This is a genomic window from Anaerosalibacter massiliensis, from assembly GCF_024623155.1.
Classification (GTDB): domain Bacteria; phylum Bacillota; class Clostridia; order Tissierellales; family Sporanaerobacteraceae; genus Anaerosalibacter; species Anaerosalibacter massiliensis.
Genome location: NZ_JANJZL010000004.1, coordinates 132,497 through 147,619, shown reverse-complemented (window position 1 = coordinate 147,619; position 15,123 = coordinate 132,497). Strand labels below are relative to the sequence as shown.

At 27.4% G+C, this 15,123-nt stretch carries 18 protein-coding genes; 4 read left to right on the top strand and 14 right to left on the bottom strand.

All coding sequences use genetic code 11. The annotated features are described in order from the left end of the window. Window positions 1–250: 250 nt before the first annotated feature. The 5 genes from NSA23_RS07810 to NSA23_RS07790 all read right to left on the bottom strand — a co-directional run bounded on the left by NSA23_RS07810 (window position 251) and on the right by NSA23_RS07790 (window position 6,801). Window positions 251–2,911, bottom strand: coding sequence for an ABC transporter permease (locus NSA23_RS07810; protein WP_257490377.1), 2,661 nt, complete (start codon window positions 2,909–2,911; stop codon window positions 251–253). Next, a complete protein-coding gene (locus tag NSA23_RS07805) occupies window positions 2,911–3,591 on the bottom strand; it encodes an ABC transporter ATP-binding protein (RefSeq protein ID WP_257490376.1) in 681 nt (226 codons plus the stop codon). Before NSA23_RS07805 ends, NSA23_RS07810 begins: the two co-directional genes overlap by 1 nt. Window positions 3,592–4,152: 561 nt before the next feature. Next, window positions 4,153–4,824, bottom strand: coding sequence for an N-acetylmuramoyl-L-alanine amidase family protein (locus NSA23_RS07800; RefSeq protein ID WP_257490375.1), 672 nt, complete (start codon window positions 4,822–4,824; stop codon window positions 4,153–4,155). A gap of 113 nt (window positions 4,825–4,937) precedes the next feature. Beyond that, on the bottom strand, window positions 4,938–6,122 hold the full coding sequence (locus NSA23_RS07795; RefSeq protein WP_187116689.1) for a sensor histidine kinase: 1,185 nt from the start codon (window positions 6,120–6,122) through the stop codon (window positions 4,938–4,940). After that, complete coding sequence (locus NSA23_RS07790) at window positions 6,115–6,801, bottom strand: response regulator transcription factor (RefSeq protein WP_042682968.1); 687 nt, start codon at window positions 6,799–6,801, stop codon at window positions 6,115–6,117. Before NSA23_RS07790 ends, NSA23_RS07795 begins: the two co-directional genes overlap by 8 nt. Window positions 6,802–7,009: 208 nt before the next feature. On the opposite strand from NSA23_RS07790, the gene NSA23_RS07785 reads away from it, so the two are divergent. Then, the gene (locus tag NSA23_RS07785) at window positions 7,010–7,876 is read left to right on the top strand and encodes a DUF4438 domain-containing protein (protein ID WP_042682969.1); all 867 of its coding nucleotides are present in this window, start codon (window positions 7,010–7,012) and stop codon (window positions 7,874–7,876) included. A 165-nt stretch (window positions 7,877–8,041) separates the two neighbouring features. On the opposite strand, the gene NSA23_RS07780 is transcribed toward NSA23_RS07785, so the two are convergent. Beyond that, window positions 8,042–8,203 carry a rubredoxin gene (locus NSA23_RS07780; protein WP_075052135.1) on the bottom strand — a complete coding sequence of 54 codons (162 nt, stop codon included), beginning with the start codon at window positions 8,201–8,203 and terminating at the stop codon, window positions 8,042–8,044. A 314-nt stretch (window positions 8,204–8,517) separates the two neighbouring features. Here NSA23_RS07780 and NSA23_RS07775 point away from each other — a divergent pair, with 314 nt between their 5' ends. The 3 genes from NSA23_RS07775 to NSA23_RS16730 are packed head-to-tail and all read left to right on the top strand — an operon-like array spanning window position 8,518 to window position 9,111. Further along, window positions 8,518–8,790 (top strand): transposase, encoded by a 273-nt coding sequence (locus NSA23_RS07775; RefSeq protein WP_042682970.1) that lies wholly within the window; start codon window positions 8,518–8,520, stop codon window positions 8,788–8,790. Between the two features lie 5 nt (window positions 8,791–8,795). Then, window positions 8,796–8,957 carry a hypothetical protein gene (locus NSA23_RS07770; RefSeq protein WP_187116690.1) on the top strand — a complete coding sequence of 54 codons (162 nt, stop codon included), beginning with the start codon at window positions 8,796–8,798 and terminating at the stop codon, window positions 8,955–8,957. Then, complete coding sequence (locus tag NSA23_RS16730) at window positions 8,947–9,111, top strand: IS3 family transposase (RefSeq protein WP_081915268.1); 165 nt, start codon at window positions 8,947–8,949, stop codon at window positions 9,109–9,111. Before NSA23_RS07770 ends, NSA23_RS16730 begins: the two co-directional genes overlap by 11 nt. On the opposite strand, the gene NSA23_RS07765 is transcribed toward NSA23_RS16730, so the two are convergent. From NSA23_RS07765 to NSA23_RS07730, 8 genes are all read right to left on the bottom strand, one after another. Next, window positions 9,039–9,287 carry a hypothetical protein gene (locus tag NSA23_RS07765; protein WP_257490374.1) on the bottom strand — a complete coding sequence of 83 codons (249 nt, stop codon included), beginning with the start codon at window positions 9,285–9,287 and terminating at the stop codon, window positions 9,039–9,041. The genes NSA23_RS16730 and NSA23_RS07765 overlap by 73 nt on opposite strands. A 180-nt stretch (window positions 9,288–9,467) precedes the next feature. Further along, entirely contained in the window at window positions 9,468–10,523 is a 1,056-nt protein-coding gene (locus tag NSA23_RS07760; protein WP_042682971.1) for a hypothetical protein, read from the bottom strand. A 68-nt stretch (window positions 10,524–10,591) separates the two neighbouring features. Further along, window positions 10,592–11,233, bottom strand: a complete 642-nt coding sequence (locus NSA23_RS07755) for a YiiX/YebB-like N1pC/P60 family cysteine hydrolase (protein ID WP_042682972.1) — start codon at window positions 11,231–11,233, stop codon at window positions 10,592–10,594. A 300-nt stretch (window positions 11,234–11,533) separates the two neighbouring features. Beyond that, a complete protein-coding gene (locus tag NSA23_RS07750) occupies window positions 11,534–11,722 on the bottom strand; it encodes a hypothetical protein (protein ID WP_042682973.1) in 189 nt (62 codons plus the stop codon). 202 nt (window positions 11,723–11,924) lie between these two features. Then, window positions 11,925–12,305 (bottom strand): hypothetical protein, encoded by a 381-nt coding sequence (locus NSA23_RS07745; RefSeq protein ID WP_257490373.1) that lies wholly within the window; start codon window positions 12,303–12,305, stop codon window positions 11,925–11,927. Window positions 12,306–12,405: 100 nt separating this feature from the next. Next, entirely contained in the window at window positions 12,406–13,038 is a 633-nt protein-coding gene (locus tag NSA23_RS07740; protein WP_042682975.1) for a hypothetical protein, read from the bottom strand. Then, window positions 13,019–14,218 (bottom strand): ABC transporter permease, encoded by a 1,200-nt coding sequence (locus tag NSA23_RS07735; protein ID WP_042682976.1) that lies wholly within the window; start codon window positions 14,216–14,218, stop codon window positions 13,019–13,021. Before NSA23_RS07735 ends, NSA23_RS07740 begins: the two co-directional genes overlap by 20 nt. Beyond that, window positions 14,218–15,096 (bottom strand): ABC transporter ATP-binding protein, encoded by an 879-nt coding sequence (locus tag NSA23_RS07730; protein WP_042682977.1) that lies wholly within the window; start codon window positions 15,094–15,096, stop codon window positions 14,218–14,220. The genes NSA23_RS07735 and NSA23_RS07730 overlap by 1 nt, the downstream gene beginning before the upstream one ends. Window positions 15,097–15,123: the final 27 nt, after the last annotated feature.

Here is a 15,123-nt window from a genome sequence, read left to right as displayed (position 1 = left end):
AATTAATAATGTCAATATAAACATTAATATTATTAATTTATATTTTAACATATTTAATTTAGCAATAAAAAAACATAATATATATTCTACAACAGTTTTCATTATTATAGAGTATATATTATGTTAGCTAACCTAGAATATATTCATCATAAGGGTCTTTGAGTAGAGCAATTTTATTATCAGTAAAATTAAGTTTACCTACAGGATCATGTGATTTTAGACCAGATTGAATACTTGTTTTTTGATGTTCTTAAATACTCTCATCTTTTAAAACGTCTACTATTTCATCTTTTTCAATTTTCCTAATTCCAAAATAATATGCTAGATAAACACTCATAAATATTACAACTACATATCCAATTATAACCTTATAATCTAAGAACATTAATATATCTTTAACAGTAAATATTTTTTTTACTTTAACAATGATTGCTAAAAGCAATAAAGATATGGGAATTGAAAATATAAAGGGGTAGATACTATAATAAATTCCCTCTAAATTTAACATTCTACTCAAACCATCCTTAGTAATCCCCATAGACTTTAACATAGCAAATTCTCGTCTTCTATTTCTCAAATTGTTATTTATACTAGAATATGCATTAGATACACCTATAACCCCTAAGAAAAACACTATAGAAAAAGTAACTAAAGAAAATATTTTGTTTACCATTTTTTCTTCCGCTTCATCATCTAATATACTCCAGATGCTATAATCATCTTCTGGTAAATAATATTTGCTAATATCCTTTATTCCTTCCTTAACTTTATTAATATTTTTTTCATCAACTAATAGCTTCATTCTTTCTGAATGACTATAGTCCCCCGGTAAAGCAAAATTTTCCATCAAAGAATTCAAAACATCCTTAGGTACAAATATATATATTCCATAATCCATCAAATAAGAATCTTTCAATGGATTTTCGGAGGTTTTCAATCCAATATCAATATTAAAACTATATCCTTTTCCACCATAAGATTCATTAAAACATAAACTATCCACATTATTTAAGTAAGGAATAAATTTTGTTCTAGCAAGAGGTTGATTCATATCCTCTTTTACTAGATTTAAAAGTACGGCCTTTGGTTTTTCTTTATCATAATATTCCTCTGGATTTCCTCCTTGGGATTTAACATATTTATCAAAATTATCATGGTCAAGACCTATTAAATTTACTGGTATCATATAATCATTATCTATCTTCCATAAATAATCATATCTTTTTAAATCTATACTTTCAAATCCTCCTGTATTTTTAAACTCTTCCGATGCATATTTAGACTTAATTTTAGAATTCAAATATACATCTTTATAAACTATACTTTCCTTCACCTCAGGTATTGACTCAATTTCTTTAAATATATTTTCATCAGCCAATTCATTAGTTAATACTTGGACATTCATTGTATAATATCTATCCATAGAATTTAATTTTTTATCTGCTTTAGCAATTCCTATTCCTACAAGAGAAATAAACATTATTACAAAACTAATAGCTATAGATATTATAGTAGTTCTAAAGCCTTTCTTGTTACCGTTTAATGAATCTCTTACTAAACTAGATATTATATTATTAGGACCATAATTATTAGCTTTCTTTTCCTTCTTTTTCATATGTTCATAATCTAATCCACTATGTTTAATAGCTTCAATTGGTAGTATTTTGCTTAGTTTTCTTGCTGGTTTATTAATAGACAACAAAATAGTTAAAAATGATAAAATCATTATAATCCCCACTATAATAGGTGAGGTTTTAAATGATAGTTCAAAAACTTTTTTTCCAGCACTAATATTAAAATCTTTCACAATATTATTTATTCTATCTATCATTATGTAACAAAATAGATGTCCTAAAACAACACCTATGATTATCGGTATTATAGAACTAAAAACAGCTTCTATTTTAACCGTTCTCTTTATTTGTCTTGGAGTTGCCCCTATACTTTTTAAAATTCCCAATTGTTTCAGTCTATTATTAGACCATACTGTAAAAACATTATAGATTATTATAACAAATAGAAATATAACAACTAGTATAGAAATAAAGAATACAAGTATAGACAAAGGAATTCTTTCCGATAGTTTAATCCAAGGCGGAAATATACCTTGTAATTTTAAATAAAACATATTATATTCAGCGTTATATGAACCCTCACTATTACCTTTTTTGCCTTTTGTAAAACCTAAGTTTTTACCAATCTCAGGCAAATCCTTATATACCTTTCTAGGATTTTTCATTCTTAGATATGGAAAAAACTTCATACCTTCGCCTATTGAACTTTCATCTAAAAATCCTAATCCTCCATAATATGGCTCATAAGATAAGCTTTTTCCTGAAATAGTACCTACTATAGTATATTCTTTATTCTTTTCTCCTATAAAATTTTCATCTTCGTGGATAAAGTCAAATGGATCTATTTTTTCCTTCCCTTCTTGCCTATACCCTAATTTTACATTGATTTTATCTCCTATTTTATATTGAGGATTTTCTTTTAAAAAGTTTCCCATAACTACAATTTCATCTGAATTATTTGGGACCCTTCCCTCTAATATAGAGTTTTTTTCATACATATTATTCCAATATTCTCTATCTAAATAAGAAATATTTAAATATGGTCTCTTCATGTCAATCTTACTACTATAGAATTCTGTTCTTAGATAAACCTTATCTACCTTTTGATTTTCTTTTAAATATGGAATTTGAGATTTATCAATGTAGGAAGTAAAAGAGCCATGATAATTACCTCTTTCTAATACAGATTCAGTGATATCATAATTCCAAGCCATATATGTGGCTAATACTACAGTACTCAATAAAATAGTCCCTATAGTTATGGCAATAAGTATTGATATTGTATTTTTCCTATTCTTCTTTAGATAATTTAATGTATATTCAATGAGGATTTTCATTATCTAATCACCTCATCTGAAATTATTTTTCCATCTTCTATGTCTACAATCCTATCTGCCTCTAACGCTATTTTTTCATCATGAGTTATTAATAATATAGTTTGTTTATATTTCTTATTTGATAGTTTTAATAACTCTATAATCTCATTAGAATTTTTCCTGTCTAAATTTCCTGTTGGTTCATCTGCTAGTATAATTGCTGGACGATAAATTAAAGATCTAGCAATAGCAACCCTTTGTTGTTGTCCTCCAGAAAGTTGTCCAGGATAATGTGTAAGTCTATTCTCTAAACCTAAGACACCTACTATTTCATTAAAATACTCCATATCCGGTGTTCTTCCATCTAAAAGCATAGGCAGTAAAATATTTTTCTTTACATCAATTGTTGGAATCAAATTATAGAACTGATATATAAGTCCAACTTTTCTCCTCCTAAATAATGCTAACTCCTTTTCTTTTAAACTAGAAATTTCCCTATCTTCTATAAATATTTGTCCATTTGTCGGTTTATCAACTCCACCTAACAAATGTAACAAAGTAGATTTACCAGAACCACTGGCACCAATAATAGCTACAAGCTGACCTTTTTCAATAGAAAAAGTCACATTATCAAGAGCTATAATTTTTGATATACCTTCGCCATAAACTTTTGTAAGGTTTTTTGTTCTCAATATATCCATTTTTGTCCCTCCTATGATTATAGTTTATAGCCTAAATGTGACATTTAAGTGACATACTCTCCAAAGTATTTCTCCTATAAAACATTTGTATATAAGAAAAGCGATATATTATCTTTAAAATCAAATAACATATCGCCTATTTTTTATTTACTTCTTCTTGCCATAGCAAGGATTCTTAATAATAATCCTCATCATCATAGCTTTCATAACTAAATTTCTTTCAAATATCAAAAACGGTTTTATATTGATATATTTCTTGAAAATAATGTAGCATTTATTAAGCAGTTACTATTTCTATTCTTAAAATGGTTGATTTTATATCTACAAGTTCTTCTTTTTTAGTTTCCACTCTTAATTCAGTCAATTCTACTGTTTGATCATGAATTGTACCAACTGTTTCTTCTAGCTTTGATACTTTATCTGTTAACTTTTTTTGTCCATCTTTTTAAACTTCTTAATTCTTCTAGAACCATTTTTTAGAATCCTTCATTACCCATTTCAATCTCTTCAAATGTATCACTATACTAAGTATTATATCATAAGTTACATTTTTAATTTCAATTATTTATAGTTAAAATAATTTTCTAATCCATTTATTATACCATCTACTATCTTATTTTGATATTTATTAGCCTCTAATAAGTTTGCCTCATCTTCATTTGATAAAAAACCACATTCTACTATCATAGCAGGCATATTAGTTTGATTTAGTACTATTAAATCTTTTCTCTCTACTATTCCCTTATTATTTGCTTTAGTACTTTTTAGTACTTCATCTAATATTGTTTGAGCCAATAATTCATTTCCCGGGACATCATTGTTGTTTTTTTCACTAGGATAGTATAAAACTTGAACACCATTAGCATTACTATTATTTTCAACAGAATTGCAGTGAATACTGATGAATACTTTAGCCTTTTTCCTATTTGCCAAGTTTGCTCTTTGATTATTATCAACATATTCATCTGTATTTCTTGTTAAAATAACTTTATAACCCATTAGTTTTAATCTTTTAGATAATTTTTTAGATATGTCTAAATTTATATTTTTTTCAAAACTATTATTAATTCCAATTGTCCCGGAATCTTTTCCTCCATGTCCAGGATCTACTATTATAATATTACCTGTCCCAAAAAATCTTCCTATTAAAAAAGAAAGCCCATAAAATAGTTGCAAAATAATAAATAATAGAATAATCATAAATAAAATAGTTCGTATTCTTGGCATTTTCATCTATTTTCCTCCACTCCTATAATAGTATCTCCAAAATAAAAAATCACATCAAGACTATAATTTATAGTTCTAATTTTATAATCTTAATGTGACAATTCGATGACATTTTTTATTTAATAAAACTTAATTTTAAATCTAGCTCCACCCTCTTTTTTATTTTCCACCGAAATCTCTCCATTATGCTTTTCAATAATGGACTTTGCTATAGAAAGACCTATTCCTATACTATCCTTATTCGCATTTTTCCCTTTATAAAACCTTTTAAAAATATGGGGTAAATCTTCCTTTAAAAATCCACTTCCATTGTCTTCAATCTTTACTTCTGTAAATATAGGATTAGACTCAATAAAAAGATTTATCTCACCATTATCCTCTAAATGTTCAATACAATTCTTTATAATATTTAAAAAAGCTTCACCTAACCAATAACTATCTCCTTTTATTATAGCATTGTCTCCCACTATATATAATTTAATATTCTTTTTTTCTATTAAAAACATAATAGGTTCAATAGCCAAATCTATTATATCTTTAATATACACAATATCCTTTTTAAATTTTATAGTGCCTGCATCTAATTTAGATATAGTAAGTAAAGAATTAGTCAAGGTCTCTAATCTACCTGCTTGTTTATTCAATCTATAAATATATTCTTTATTTTCATCCTTAGAATCATTATTTTCTATTAATTCAGACATAATATTAATAGCTGTAATTGGAGTTTTTAACTGATGTGATATATCTGCTATATTATCTTTTAAACTAATTTTATCCTGTATAGCCTTTTCCTTTAATTCTCTTAAAGTTATAACAGTTTTATAAAGTTCATCAGAAAGAATAGAAAAATCCTCATCAGTAGCTAAATTTAAAGAATAATCACCTTCATTAATTCTTTCAAGATAATTCTTTAAATTTTCTGCATTTTTCTTTTTGTTTCTAGTAGATATGTACATATAAATACAGAATATAGAAGTAATTAAAACTGAAAATAAAAAACTTATATAAATAATCTTTTTTCTATCCTTTAAAAAAATAAATCTATCTAAGTTATATCCGTACTTTCCCAAGGTTCCCTTTCCTATAGAAGCATATTTACTATGTTCAAACTTTAGTTGATTCATAATCTCTATTTCTAAATTTCTTGAATCTTTAGTCACAACTCCCATTACAACTGCCAATTTTTCGAAGAATATACTTTCAAAGAAGCTGTATACTGAAATAGAAAAAACAAATGATAAGATTAGAATAAAAATCAATAATCCTATTCTGCAAAATAAGTTTTTCTTTGAATCAATCATACTCATTCTCCATTCTATATCCTATACCTCTAATAGTCTTTATAATTATAGGCTTATTTGGATTATCCTCAATCTTTTCCCTTAATCTTTTAATCGTAACAGTTAGAGTATTGTCATTAATAAAATCTCCATCAATGTCCCAAAGCCTTTTAATAATCAATTCTCTTGTTAAAGTTTGATTCTGGTTTTCCATAAATAGTTCAAGTAATTTATATTCTCTACTAGTTATGTCAATTTCTTTATTTTCTTTAAAAACCTTAGTTTGAGATTTAATTAATTTCAAATCCTTACAGAATAATGTATCTATTAACGTTTTATCTCTTTTTACTCTTCTTAATACTGTATTTATTCGTGATTTCAATATAGATAGCTTAAAAGGCTTAATAATATAATCATCTGCTCCCAAGTCTAAACCTTTAACTATTTCCTCTTCTTCATCTACTACAGTAAGAAAAATTATTGGAATATTGGATTTAGATTTTACAAAAGAAAAAAATTCATAACCTGTTCCATCTGGCAAATTCATATCTAAAATAATTAAATCATATTTAAAATTAAATTTTTTCTTTCCTCTAGCTAAATTTTCTCCTATATCTACCTTAAAACCATCCTTTTCTAAATATGTTTTTATTCCAAAGGATATATTTTCATCATCTTCTATTAATAAAATTTTCCTCAAATATTTCACCCCTATATAAAATACTTTGGATTTATTTATATTATATAGTCCAAATTTTAATAAGTAAATTCTAAAATCCTTTATACATTAAACCTTGTCAACCGTTAACACTACCAAAACTTATAATGAATATACTATGGTTCATACTACTATTTATTTGATTTTTGTAATATAATTTAACATAACATTGATATGAGGGAGTGATTTTATGTTAAAAACCAATAGAGAAAAATTAGTGATTCAATCAGTGCAAGGTAAAATTCACAGTCCTATAATGGGTCAAAACCCTTATAAAATTAATAATGAGGGAAAGCCTATGATTTTACATGGTGTAGGTGGAATCACTTACAATTATCAAATTGGAGATCCATGTATGGAACTTGTAGGTGATCATATAGAACCAGGAGTTAGCATCAGAAATGAAGAAACTCCTGAAAACAGAGCTTTAACAGTTTTATCTTGCGTTGGAAATGAAGCTAAAGTAGTATCAGGAGATGCAAAAGGTGCAAAAGGCTATGTAACTGGAATGCATGGTGGTATTGAGCATGTAATGGTATATTTCCCAAAAGAAGATTTAGATAAAATGGCTATAGATGATAAAATTTTGATTAAAGCTTGCGGGCAGGGTTTACAAATAGAAGGACATGAAGATGTAGTAGTAATGAATATTGATCCAAATTTATTTAAAAAATTAGGAATTAAAGAAAATGAAAATGGAGAATTAGAAGTTCCTATAGTGACTGAAATACCTGCTCATCTAATGGGTTCAGGAATTGGTAGTCCAACTAGTTTCTCTGGAGACTATGACATAACTACAGGAGATAAAGAGGAAATAAAAAAATATGATATAGACAAACTACGATTTGGGGATTTAGTCCTACTCAAAGATTGTGACAACACTTATGGTCGTCAATTCTTAAAAGGTTCTGTAACCATTGGAATTATAGTACATAGTAATTGTATATTATCAGGACACGGACCAGGAGTTACTGGACTGTTAAGTTGTAAAACTTCTAAACTTAAAGGAATAAAAACTAAATATGCCAATATAGCAAATTATCTTAATATAAAATAAGATCAAAACATAAACAGGTTAATCTTTGCGGAAAATTTATCCACCTCCTTTATACAAAAATCTCTTAGAAGAGAATTATTTTAGAAACTATTCATTCTCTCCTATTGATGGAAGAGAATGAATAGTTTTTCATATTCTTTATTAGAATATTTCTTAATTTATAAATTACTTTATTTCTTCAAAGGCCATTTTAGGTTGGTTACAAGTAGGGCATTTCCAATCATCTGGCAAATCTTTAAAATCAGTATTAGGATCTATGCTATGTAGCTTATCTCCTCTTTCAGGTCTATAAGTATAGCCACATACTGTACATTTATAATCGTTCAAACTATTACCTCACATGTATACAAATATTATCTATCTATATATATCCAAATCAACTTATAATCAATCTTCTCTTTTTTTAATATCTCCTTTCATATCTGCCCAAAAGTATCAGCTCAAAAACTATCATCTTATTCCAAAAATAGTTCTGTAAATTATATAGTTGGTATTTCTATAATCTTTTATAGTTTTAACCTTATCAATAAATTTGAAAAAACAACTTATGTTTTCCATAATAAAAAGAGTATTGGTATTGATGTTAGTATAATATTGTAGACACGATTTTCCGAACGCTATAAAATATATTTAAGGAAAGGGTGTATAAATTTGTAAAAAGATATACAGAAGAATTTAAAAATACAATTGTAGAACTTTATAATGCTGATAAACCTTTGAAAGATATTAGCAACGAATGTGGCCTACCTAAATCTACAATACTAACATGGGTAAAAAAAGCTAAACCTGTAGCAATCAATAAAGATAAAGTAATTACTCAATCTGACTATGAAGCTTTATTAAAGAAAATAGCTAGAATAGAGGAGGAAAATGAAATATTTAAAAAAGCAATGGCTATATTTGCAAGGAAGTAAATTTAGTGTATAAATTTATTACTAATAATAAAGATAAACATAGTATGAAGCTAATATGGAAAGTTTTTAAAATATCTAGAAGCTCATATTATAAACATTTAAATAAAAAAGAAAGTAAAAGAAGTATTGAAAACAGATTTTTAGAAGGACAAATTCTTGATATATAGATCTAGTAAAGGTCGCTATGGAGCTCCTAAAATATATGAAAAATTAAAATCTAAAAATATATTCATAAGTCTCAAAAAGACTCAAAGAATTATGAATAAACTAGGTATAAAATCAGTTTTATCTTTTTCAGCTCTCATTTTTAAATTATTATAATTTATTATATGTTTCTTAAGGATTCTATCTAACCCTGGTTTCAGCAGAGGATACATTTTATCAACTAAGTTAAAAAACTCTTCTGTTGATGAACAATTGTCAAAATAATTATATCGCTCTTCTGAAGAATTCCCTTTTAATAAATCTTCTTTTTTAAAAGCAAAAAACAAAGTCAATACTGTTTTTATGGAAATAGCAAAAATTTAATTTAGTAAGTAATCATAAAACTCTACATTAAAATCTTCTTTATTCTATTTCGTATTTTCAAGATACTTGTCTAAATAACTTTTTACATAACTTTTAAATTGAAGCCTTTTAGATTTATTCAATATTTATCACCTACTTCTATATATGAATTATTTAAGAAGAATTATACTAGAAATATAGCAATCATCATCCTTTTCAATATTAGTTTCTTTAATTAATTTAAAATCTTTTTCAATATCATATAAACTTACTTTCTCTTGATTAGTTATAACTAACATATTCCCTATTATACCTGCAAATTCAGTTTTATTATTTAAGTCAATAACTTCAGAGTCTTCATTATTTTTGTCCAATATAGTCATTTTAGTTCCTTGATTTATAACAAGATCATGATTTGTTACTATAATTTTATTTTTATATTGCAAGATATCATTGGGAACCTCTTGATTAGTATCTATAGTCTCAATCTCATTTGTATCAAGAGAAATCTTTAATATTATACTAGATGGTTTTTCTTCTTTTGTCATCATTACTCCAGCATATAGATAATCATCATCATTCATAAATTTATATTGACTAGTACCATATTGAGTAATATCTTTCTTATCTAGTAGCTCTAAATTCTCATCATATATATATAAATAAAATTTTGGTAATGATGTAGACAAATTCGAACTAAAAGCATATATCTTACCTTTAACTGCTGTAAATCCACTAATATATTCTTTTTCTATTATTAGTTCTTTTACTGTATTATTAGTTTTATTTAATCTGCATATGTGCGTATCTCCATTAAGAGTATTTATCGTATAAATATAATCTCCACTTACAGCAACATCATTTAATGCTATATTGTTGAAAGAAAATTCTTTTATTGAGAGATCCTTTTTATTAAAACTTATTACCTTTTTACTATCTTTTTTATTTCCTAATCCCTGAGGTATCATATATATTTCATTGTCATAATAAACTGGATTGTGAAAAGCCGAACCTAACATTGCATAACTTAATTTTTGTTCTGAAACTTTATTTAAATCTCCATCATACCAATGAATAATACTCTTGTACTCACTGGCTGTTGTTTCTACAACTCCAATCTCAATTTCTTTACTCTCCAAAACTTTTGAATTATATACTTTATGACCACATCCATTTATAGTAAATAAAACCCCTATGATTATAGTAATATAAACAAATTTTTTCACCTTAATCTCCTCATTTATAAGTTACAAACCAAAGGGAATCAGTAGTCCCTTTGGTTTGTAACTTATTTTTATTTTTCATATATCTTAGACGTATTAGTACTATTTACTAATTCCATAGGATGAACTGCGGCTCCAAAATCTGATGTATCCAAATTAATTCCGTAATTATCTAAAAATGCTGCATACACTAGTTGAGAACAATAAAATTTTTCCCTTGTATAAGGATTAAGATAGTTCCAATTATAGGGTTTTCCTATCTTTCCATAACACCAGTCTGCTGCTTTTTCATCTTGAGTGATACTCGTTCCTTTAACCGTTGCTCCATAACAAGTCTTCCTTGTCTGATACCAATCATTCGCTCCTGTTGTTACTCCACCAGATAGTGATTCTACTACCGTACCATGACTATAAACAATAGCTGCATGTCCCGTTGGGATTATACCTTTAAACTTATCTTTGGTTACAAGGATAACTCCTTTTCTTCTTGGGTATGTTCCAAATGACTCTAGATTAACAAAAGATTTACCATCCTTATCAAACTCTAAATCCTTTCTCTCTACTTTTTTTTCCAATCTTTCTACTTCTTCTTGTGTGAATATCTCTTCCGCTGAAGGATATTTTTCTTGTTCATTAGCTAAACTAATGTTTGGTAATACTAAAATTAGAGCCAAACCCATAATTATTAAACTTTTTACAAGTTTTTTGAACATTCTCTCCCTCCTAATCACACTAAATTACTAGTAATTTTCTAATTTTACATCATGATGTACTTATATAATATTCTATTTTTTCAGATAAATAACCTAACTTTTGTACAGTTTTTAATTAATTCCTAAAAATTCTATTTAAGTACTTATCTTTAAGAAATAGATTGCCCCTTAATTTTGTACAAAAACTGACTAATTATTCTTTTATCATAGAATTTTGTTTCTTGGACTTATGTCAATAAAGTAAACATATTTTTTCAAATTCAAAACTTGTATACTGACTTCCTAAATCACTATAGAGAATTAAATTTCATTAGGTTTCTGAAATTTATAGGCATTTTCTAAAGCCTTTATAGCTAATTTAGTATCTATATTTTTAAACATAGAATATCCAACTATTTTTCTACTATTAAGATCCTTTATACAAGGCTTACCAGAATTATAAAGTTCTACAATTGTATTTTTAAATTCTTCTGTATATCTCTTTGCCAACTTAGACACTCCTTCCTTAACCATGTTCGAAAATCGTGTCTACATCTATAATATTATACTAACATCAACATATCATCAACAGCAATACTATTATTTATTTAATTTTTGTAATATAATTTAACATAACATTAATATGAGGGAGTGATTTTATGTTAAAAACCAATAGAGAAAAATTAGTGATTCAATTGGTTGTATTAAACAATTATATTTCATCATCTATATAATAAACTTTGCTATCATCTAATCTCAAACAAGCTAGCCTTCCACCAGCATAGCAGTTTCCAGTATCAATACCAATTTTATCTTTATAAATATTATCAACGCAAATTTTTTTAATACTTTTTTCTTCTATACCTAAACTTTTTTCTATCTCATTTACAGGAGTATGTCCAAATATAGTTACAATACCCTCTAATGCTTTATTTAAGTAAAAATCTTCTCTAACCCAAACCAATTTATGTCTTTGATTTTCTAAAGCTTTATCTATAGACATGTTCTTTACATCCTCAAATAATCTATTAGGTTCAAATCCTGCATGTACTAAAAGATATTTATCCTCTATAAATTTAAAATATTGTATCATCTAAAAATGAAATTAGGATAAACAGCTATAAATAACAGTCTTTTACTATTTATAACTAAGAAGGATAATTATAGATTGTATCGACAAAAATATTTAAATATTATTCTCTTCGCTCCATAATATACTTCCCTAAAAATCCTAAGCTTAAAAACAACAAAGCAATTCCCATGTTCAATTGAACCATTGGCTCAAGTCCCTTTCCTATTCTAAATAAGTAAAAAACCCCCAGCCTTTTCCAATTTCCCAACCATTGAATTAAATAGTACATCAAAGGTCCAAAATATCCTCCAATTAAACTAGAGCTAATACCAGAAATAAAAACCCCTAAAGAACCCAACAATAATCCTATTGATATAGACTCTAAAGCATAGGAGGGATACTCCACAAATGCTCCTTTGGTTTTTAATACATACATAAATATTAAAGATAACAATATATATACAACAATCCTTAATATCAAACGCATGAAATAAATCTCACCTATTGATATTGTCTTTGAACGAATCACTTCATTGATACCTTTATCCAATTCACATTCAAAACAAGAAGTTAACAATATAATAGCCATCAGAGGCAAAAACCTTTCAGTAATAATAAGCACTACATCCTTCTTTAATTCATTAATTCCAAATATAATATAAATCAATAGAAAAATCACAAAACATAGCGATACATTTAATAGAATATGGTGTTTGATTTCATTATTTAAAATTTTACTTCTTATAAATCCCATAAACAAACACCTCCCCTTCTCGTTTTAAATCATAAATTTTCATAGAAATAAAAAGTATTACTATTGCAAGAAGTACATATATTCCACGGTTAATAAAAATCATATTTTTATTATTTAGATAAAGCTGTGTATTGCCAACAATGTTGTGTCTTAAAACTAAACTGTGACCATATCCTCCATCAATACTCCTTGCTCCCTTCATTACATCTAAAAACCACCAAATCATCATAACAAGAATTCCCAATGGGGAATTAGTTGCTACGGTACTAAAGATGCCAAGGGATAGTACCACCATCAATGTGGGCATAAGCCATATTAAAGTATATCCGTAGAAATAAAGAGGATTTGTCTTATTCCACCCAAAATCTTTGATAATTTGTAAATTATAGTAGCTTGCAATAGCCATCAAAAATATACTTAGTAGGATAAGCAGAGCTAGGTATCTACTAATAATTAACTTTGATGAGGATACACTTCTTGTAAATAGCAAATCCTCACATTTACTTCTTTTATCTTGAAACCAAAATGCCACTGCTAAAAATACAGGTATTATTCCTATAACAATTCCTGCATAGTCACAAAATACTCTAGCATAAGCACCTGATATCTTATCTTTTTTAATCATCAATTCATAATCTTTTACTGCTTCATCATAAGTCTTAGGTCTTTCTCCAAATCTTGATGATATTAACTTTTTGCTATAAACAGAACCTCCTCCCAAAAGTTCATCCACTTTATCCATCAGTTCTATGAATTGTTCATCTGTAACCTTTGGATTAAATATTTTATCATCTGGTTTTGCTTGATATGTTCCAGAATCATTTTGTAATTTTTTAATATCTTCTAGTGATATCCCAGATAGTGCAGAAATAACCTTTGATATTTGTTCATTCTTTTCTTTATTCAATTCAATATCTCTATAAAACCCATAGGGATAAGTAGTGTAAGAATTAATAGAATACTCCTGTAATAGGTGCCCCATAGCATTTTCACGGATAGTTGCCATATCGTTAGTCTTAGTCATCCCATAGTTCTCTTGATTAGGCAATGGTCTATTCATTTTTGACATATTTAATTCACTGCCAAACTGACTTTGGATAAAAACAAATATCAATACTACTGTAATCCAAAATATAGGGTTTTTAAGTATCCGTTTCATTTCAGTAAACATTAGCTTCATTATTTTGCACCTCCCACATCATAGAGAAGATTTAGATATCCATCTTCAATGTTTGGCTCGCATGGTACAAATTCTTCTTCTACCTTATCTTTCGATAATAATTTAATATCTACATAATCACCATAGTCTTGTTGGGAAGTAAGAACATAGCGATTCTGATATTCATGAAGCTTTTCCTTAGGTATATTTGCTCGGTAAGTACAACCTCTTGCACCTTCTACAAGATCATTGACTTCACCATTGAACAGTATATGACCATGATTTAAAACTGCTAAATGGTTGCAGGTACTTTCTATGTCTCCTACAATATGAGTGGATAAAATCACAATTTTATCTTCTGCTAAATTGGCTAAAATATTTCTAAAACGAATTCGCTCTTCTGGATCTAGCCCTGCTGTTGGCTCATCTACAATTAATACCTTTGGATCATGAACAATTGCCTGAGCAATTCCTAGACGTCTTTTCATCCCTCCTGAAAGAGCCTTCACTTTGAGTTTTCTGTCCTTCCAAAGATTAACTAATTCCAATACTTTTTTTGTACGACCTTTTATTTCAGTGGGCTCCATTTCGGATAAAATAGCTAAATACTCTAATGCTTCCACAACGGTCATATTTGGATACATATTGAAATCTTGAGGTAGATAACCAACCATGGAGCGAATTTTTCTTCGATTGGAAATAGGTACATTGCATATCTCAATCTTTCCACTTTTCACAGGTAATAAAGTCACCAATGTTTTCATAAGGGTTGACTTGCCAGCGCCATTTCTTCCCAATAACCCGAACATACCTTTCCCAATTTCGATATTGATATCAAAAAGCACCTGATTTCGTCCATAAGCTACATTTAAATTTTCAATTATAATTTTCTCTGACATAAAACACCCTCCTTATACTTTAAGGAG

Coding starts and splice junctions, on each gene's coding strand:
- NSA23_RS07810 (WP_257490377.1), bottom strand. CDS start 2,911: ATGAAAATCCTCATTGAATATACATTAAATTATCTAAAGAAGAATAGG.
- NSA23_RS07805 (WP_257490376.1), bottom strand. CDS start 3,591: ATGGATATATTGAGAACAAAAAACCTTACAAAAGTTTATGGCGAAGGT.
- NSA23_RS07800 (WP_257490375.1), bottom strand. CDS start 4,824: ATGAAAATGCCAAGAATACGAACTATTTTATTTATGATTATTCTATTA.
- NSA23_RS07795 (WP_187116689.1), bottom strand. CDS start 6,122: ATGATTGATTCAAAGAAAAACTTATTTTGCAGAATAGGATTATTGATT.
- NSA23_RS07785 (WP_042682969.1), top strand. CDS start 7,010: ATGTTAAAAACCAATAGAGAAAAATTAGTGATTCAATCAGTGCAAGGT.
- NSA23_RS07755 (WP_042682972.1), bottom strand. CDS start 11,233: ATGTTCAAAAAACTTGTAAAAAGTTTAATAATTATGGGTTTGGCTCTA.
- NSA23_RS07745 (WP_257490373.1), bottom strand. CDS start 12,305: ATGATACAATATTTTAAATTTATAGAGGATAAATATCTTTTAGTACAT.
- NSA23_RS07740 (WP_042682975.1), bottom strand. CDS start 13,038: ATGGGATTTATAAGAAGTAAAATTTTAAATAATGAAATCAAACACCAT.
- NSA23_RS07735 (WP_042682976.1), bottom strand. CDS start 14,218: ATGAAGCTAATGTTTACTGAAATGAAACGGATACTTAAAAACCCTATA.
- NSA23_RS07730 (WP_042682977.1), bottom strand. CDS start 15,096: ATGTCAGAGAAAATTATAATTGAAAATTTAAATGTAGCTTATGGACGA.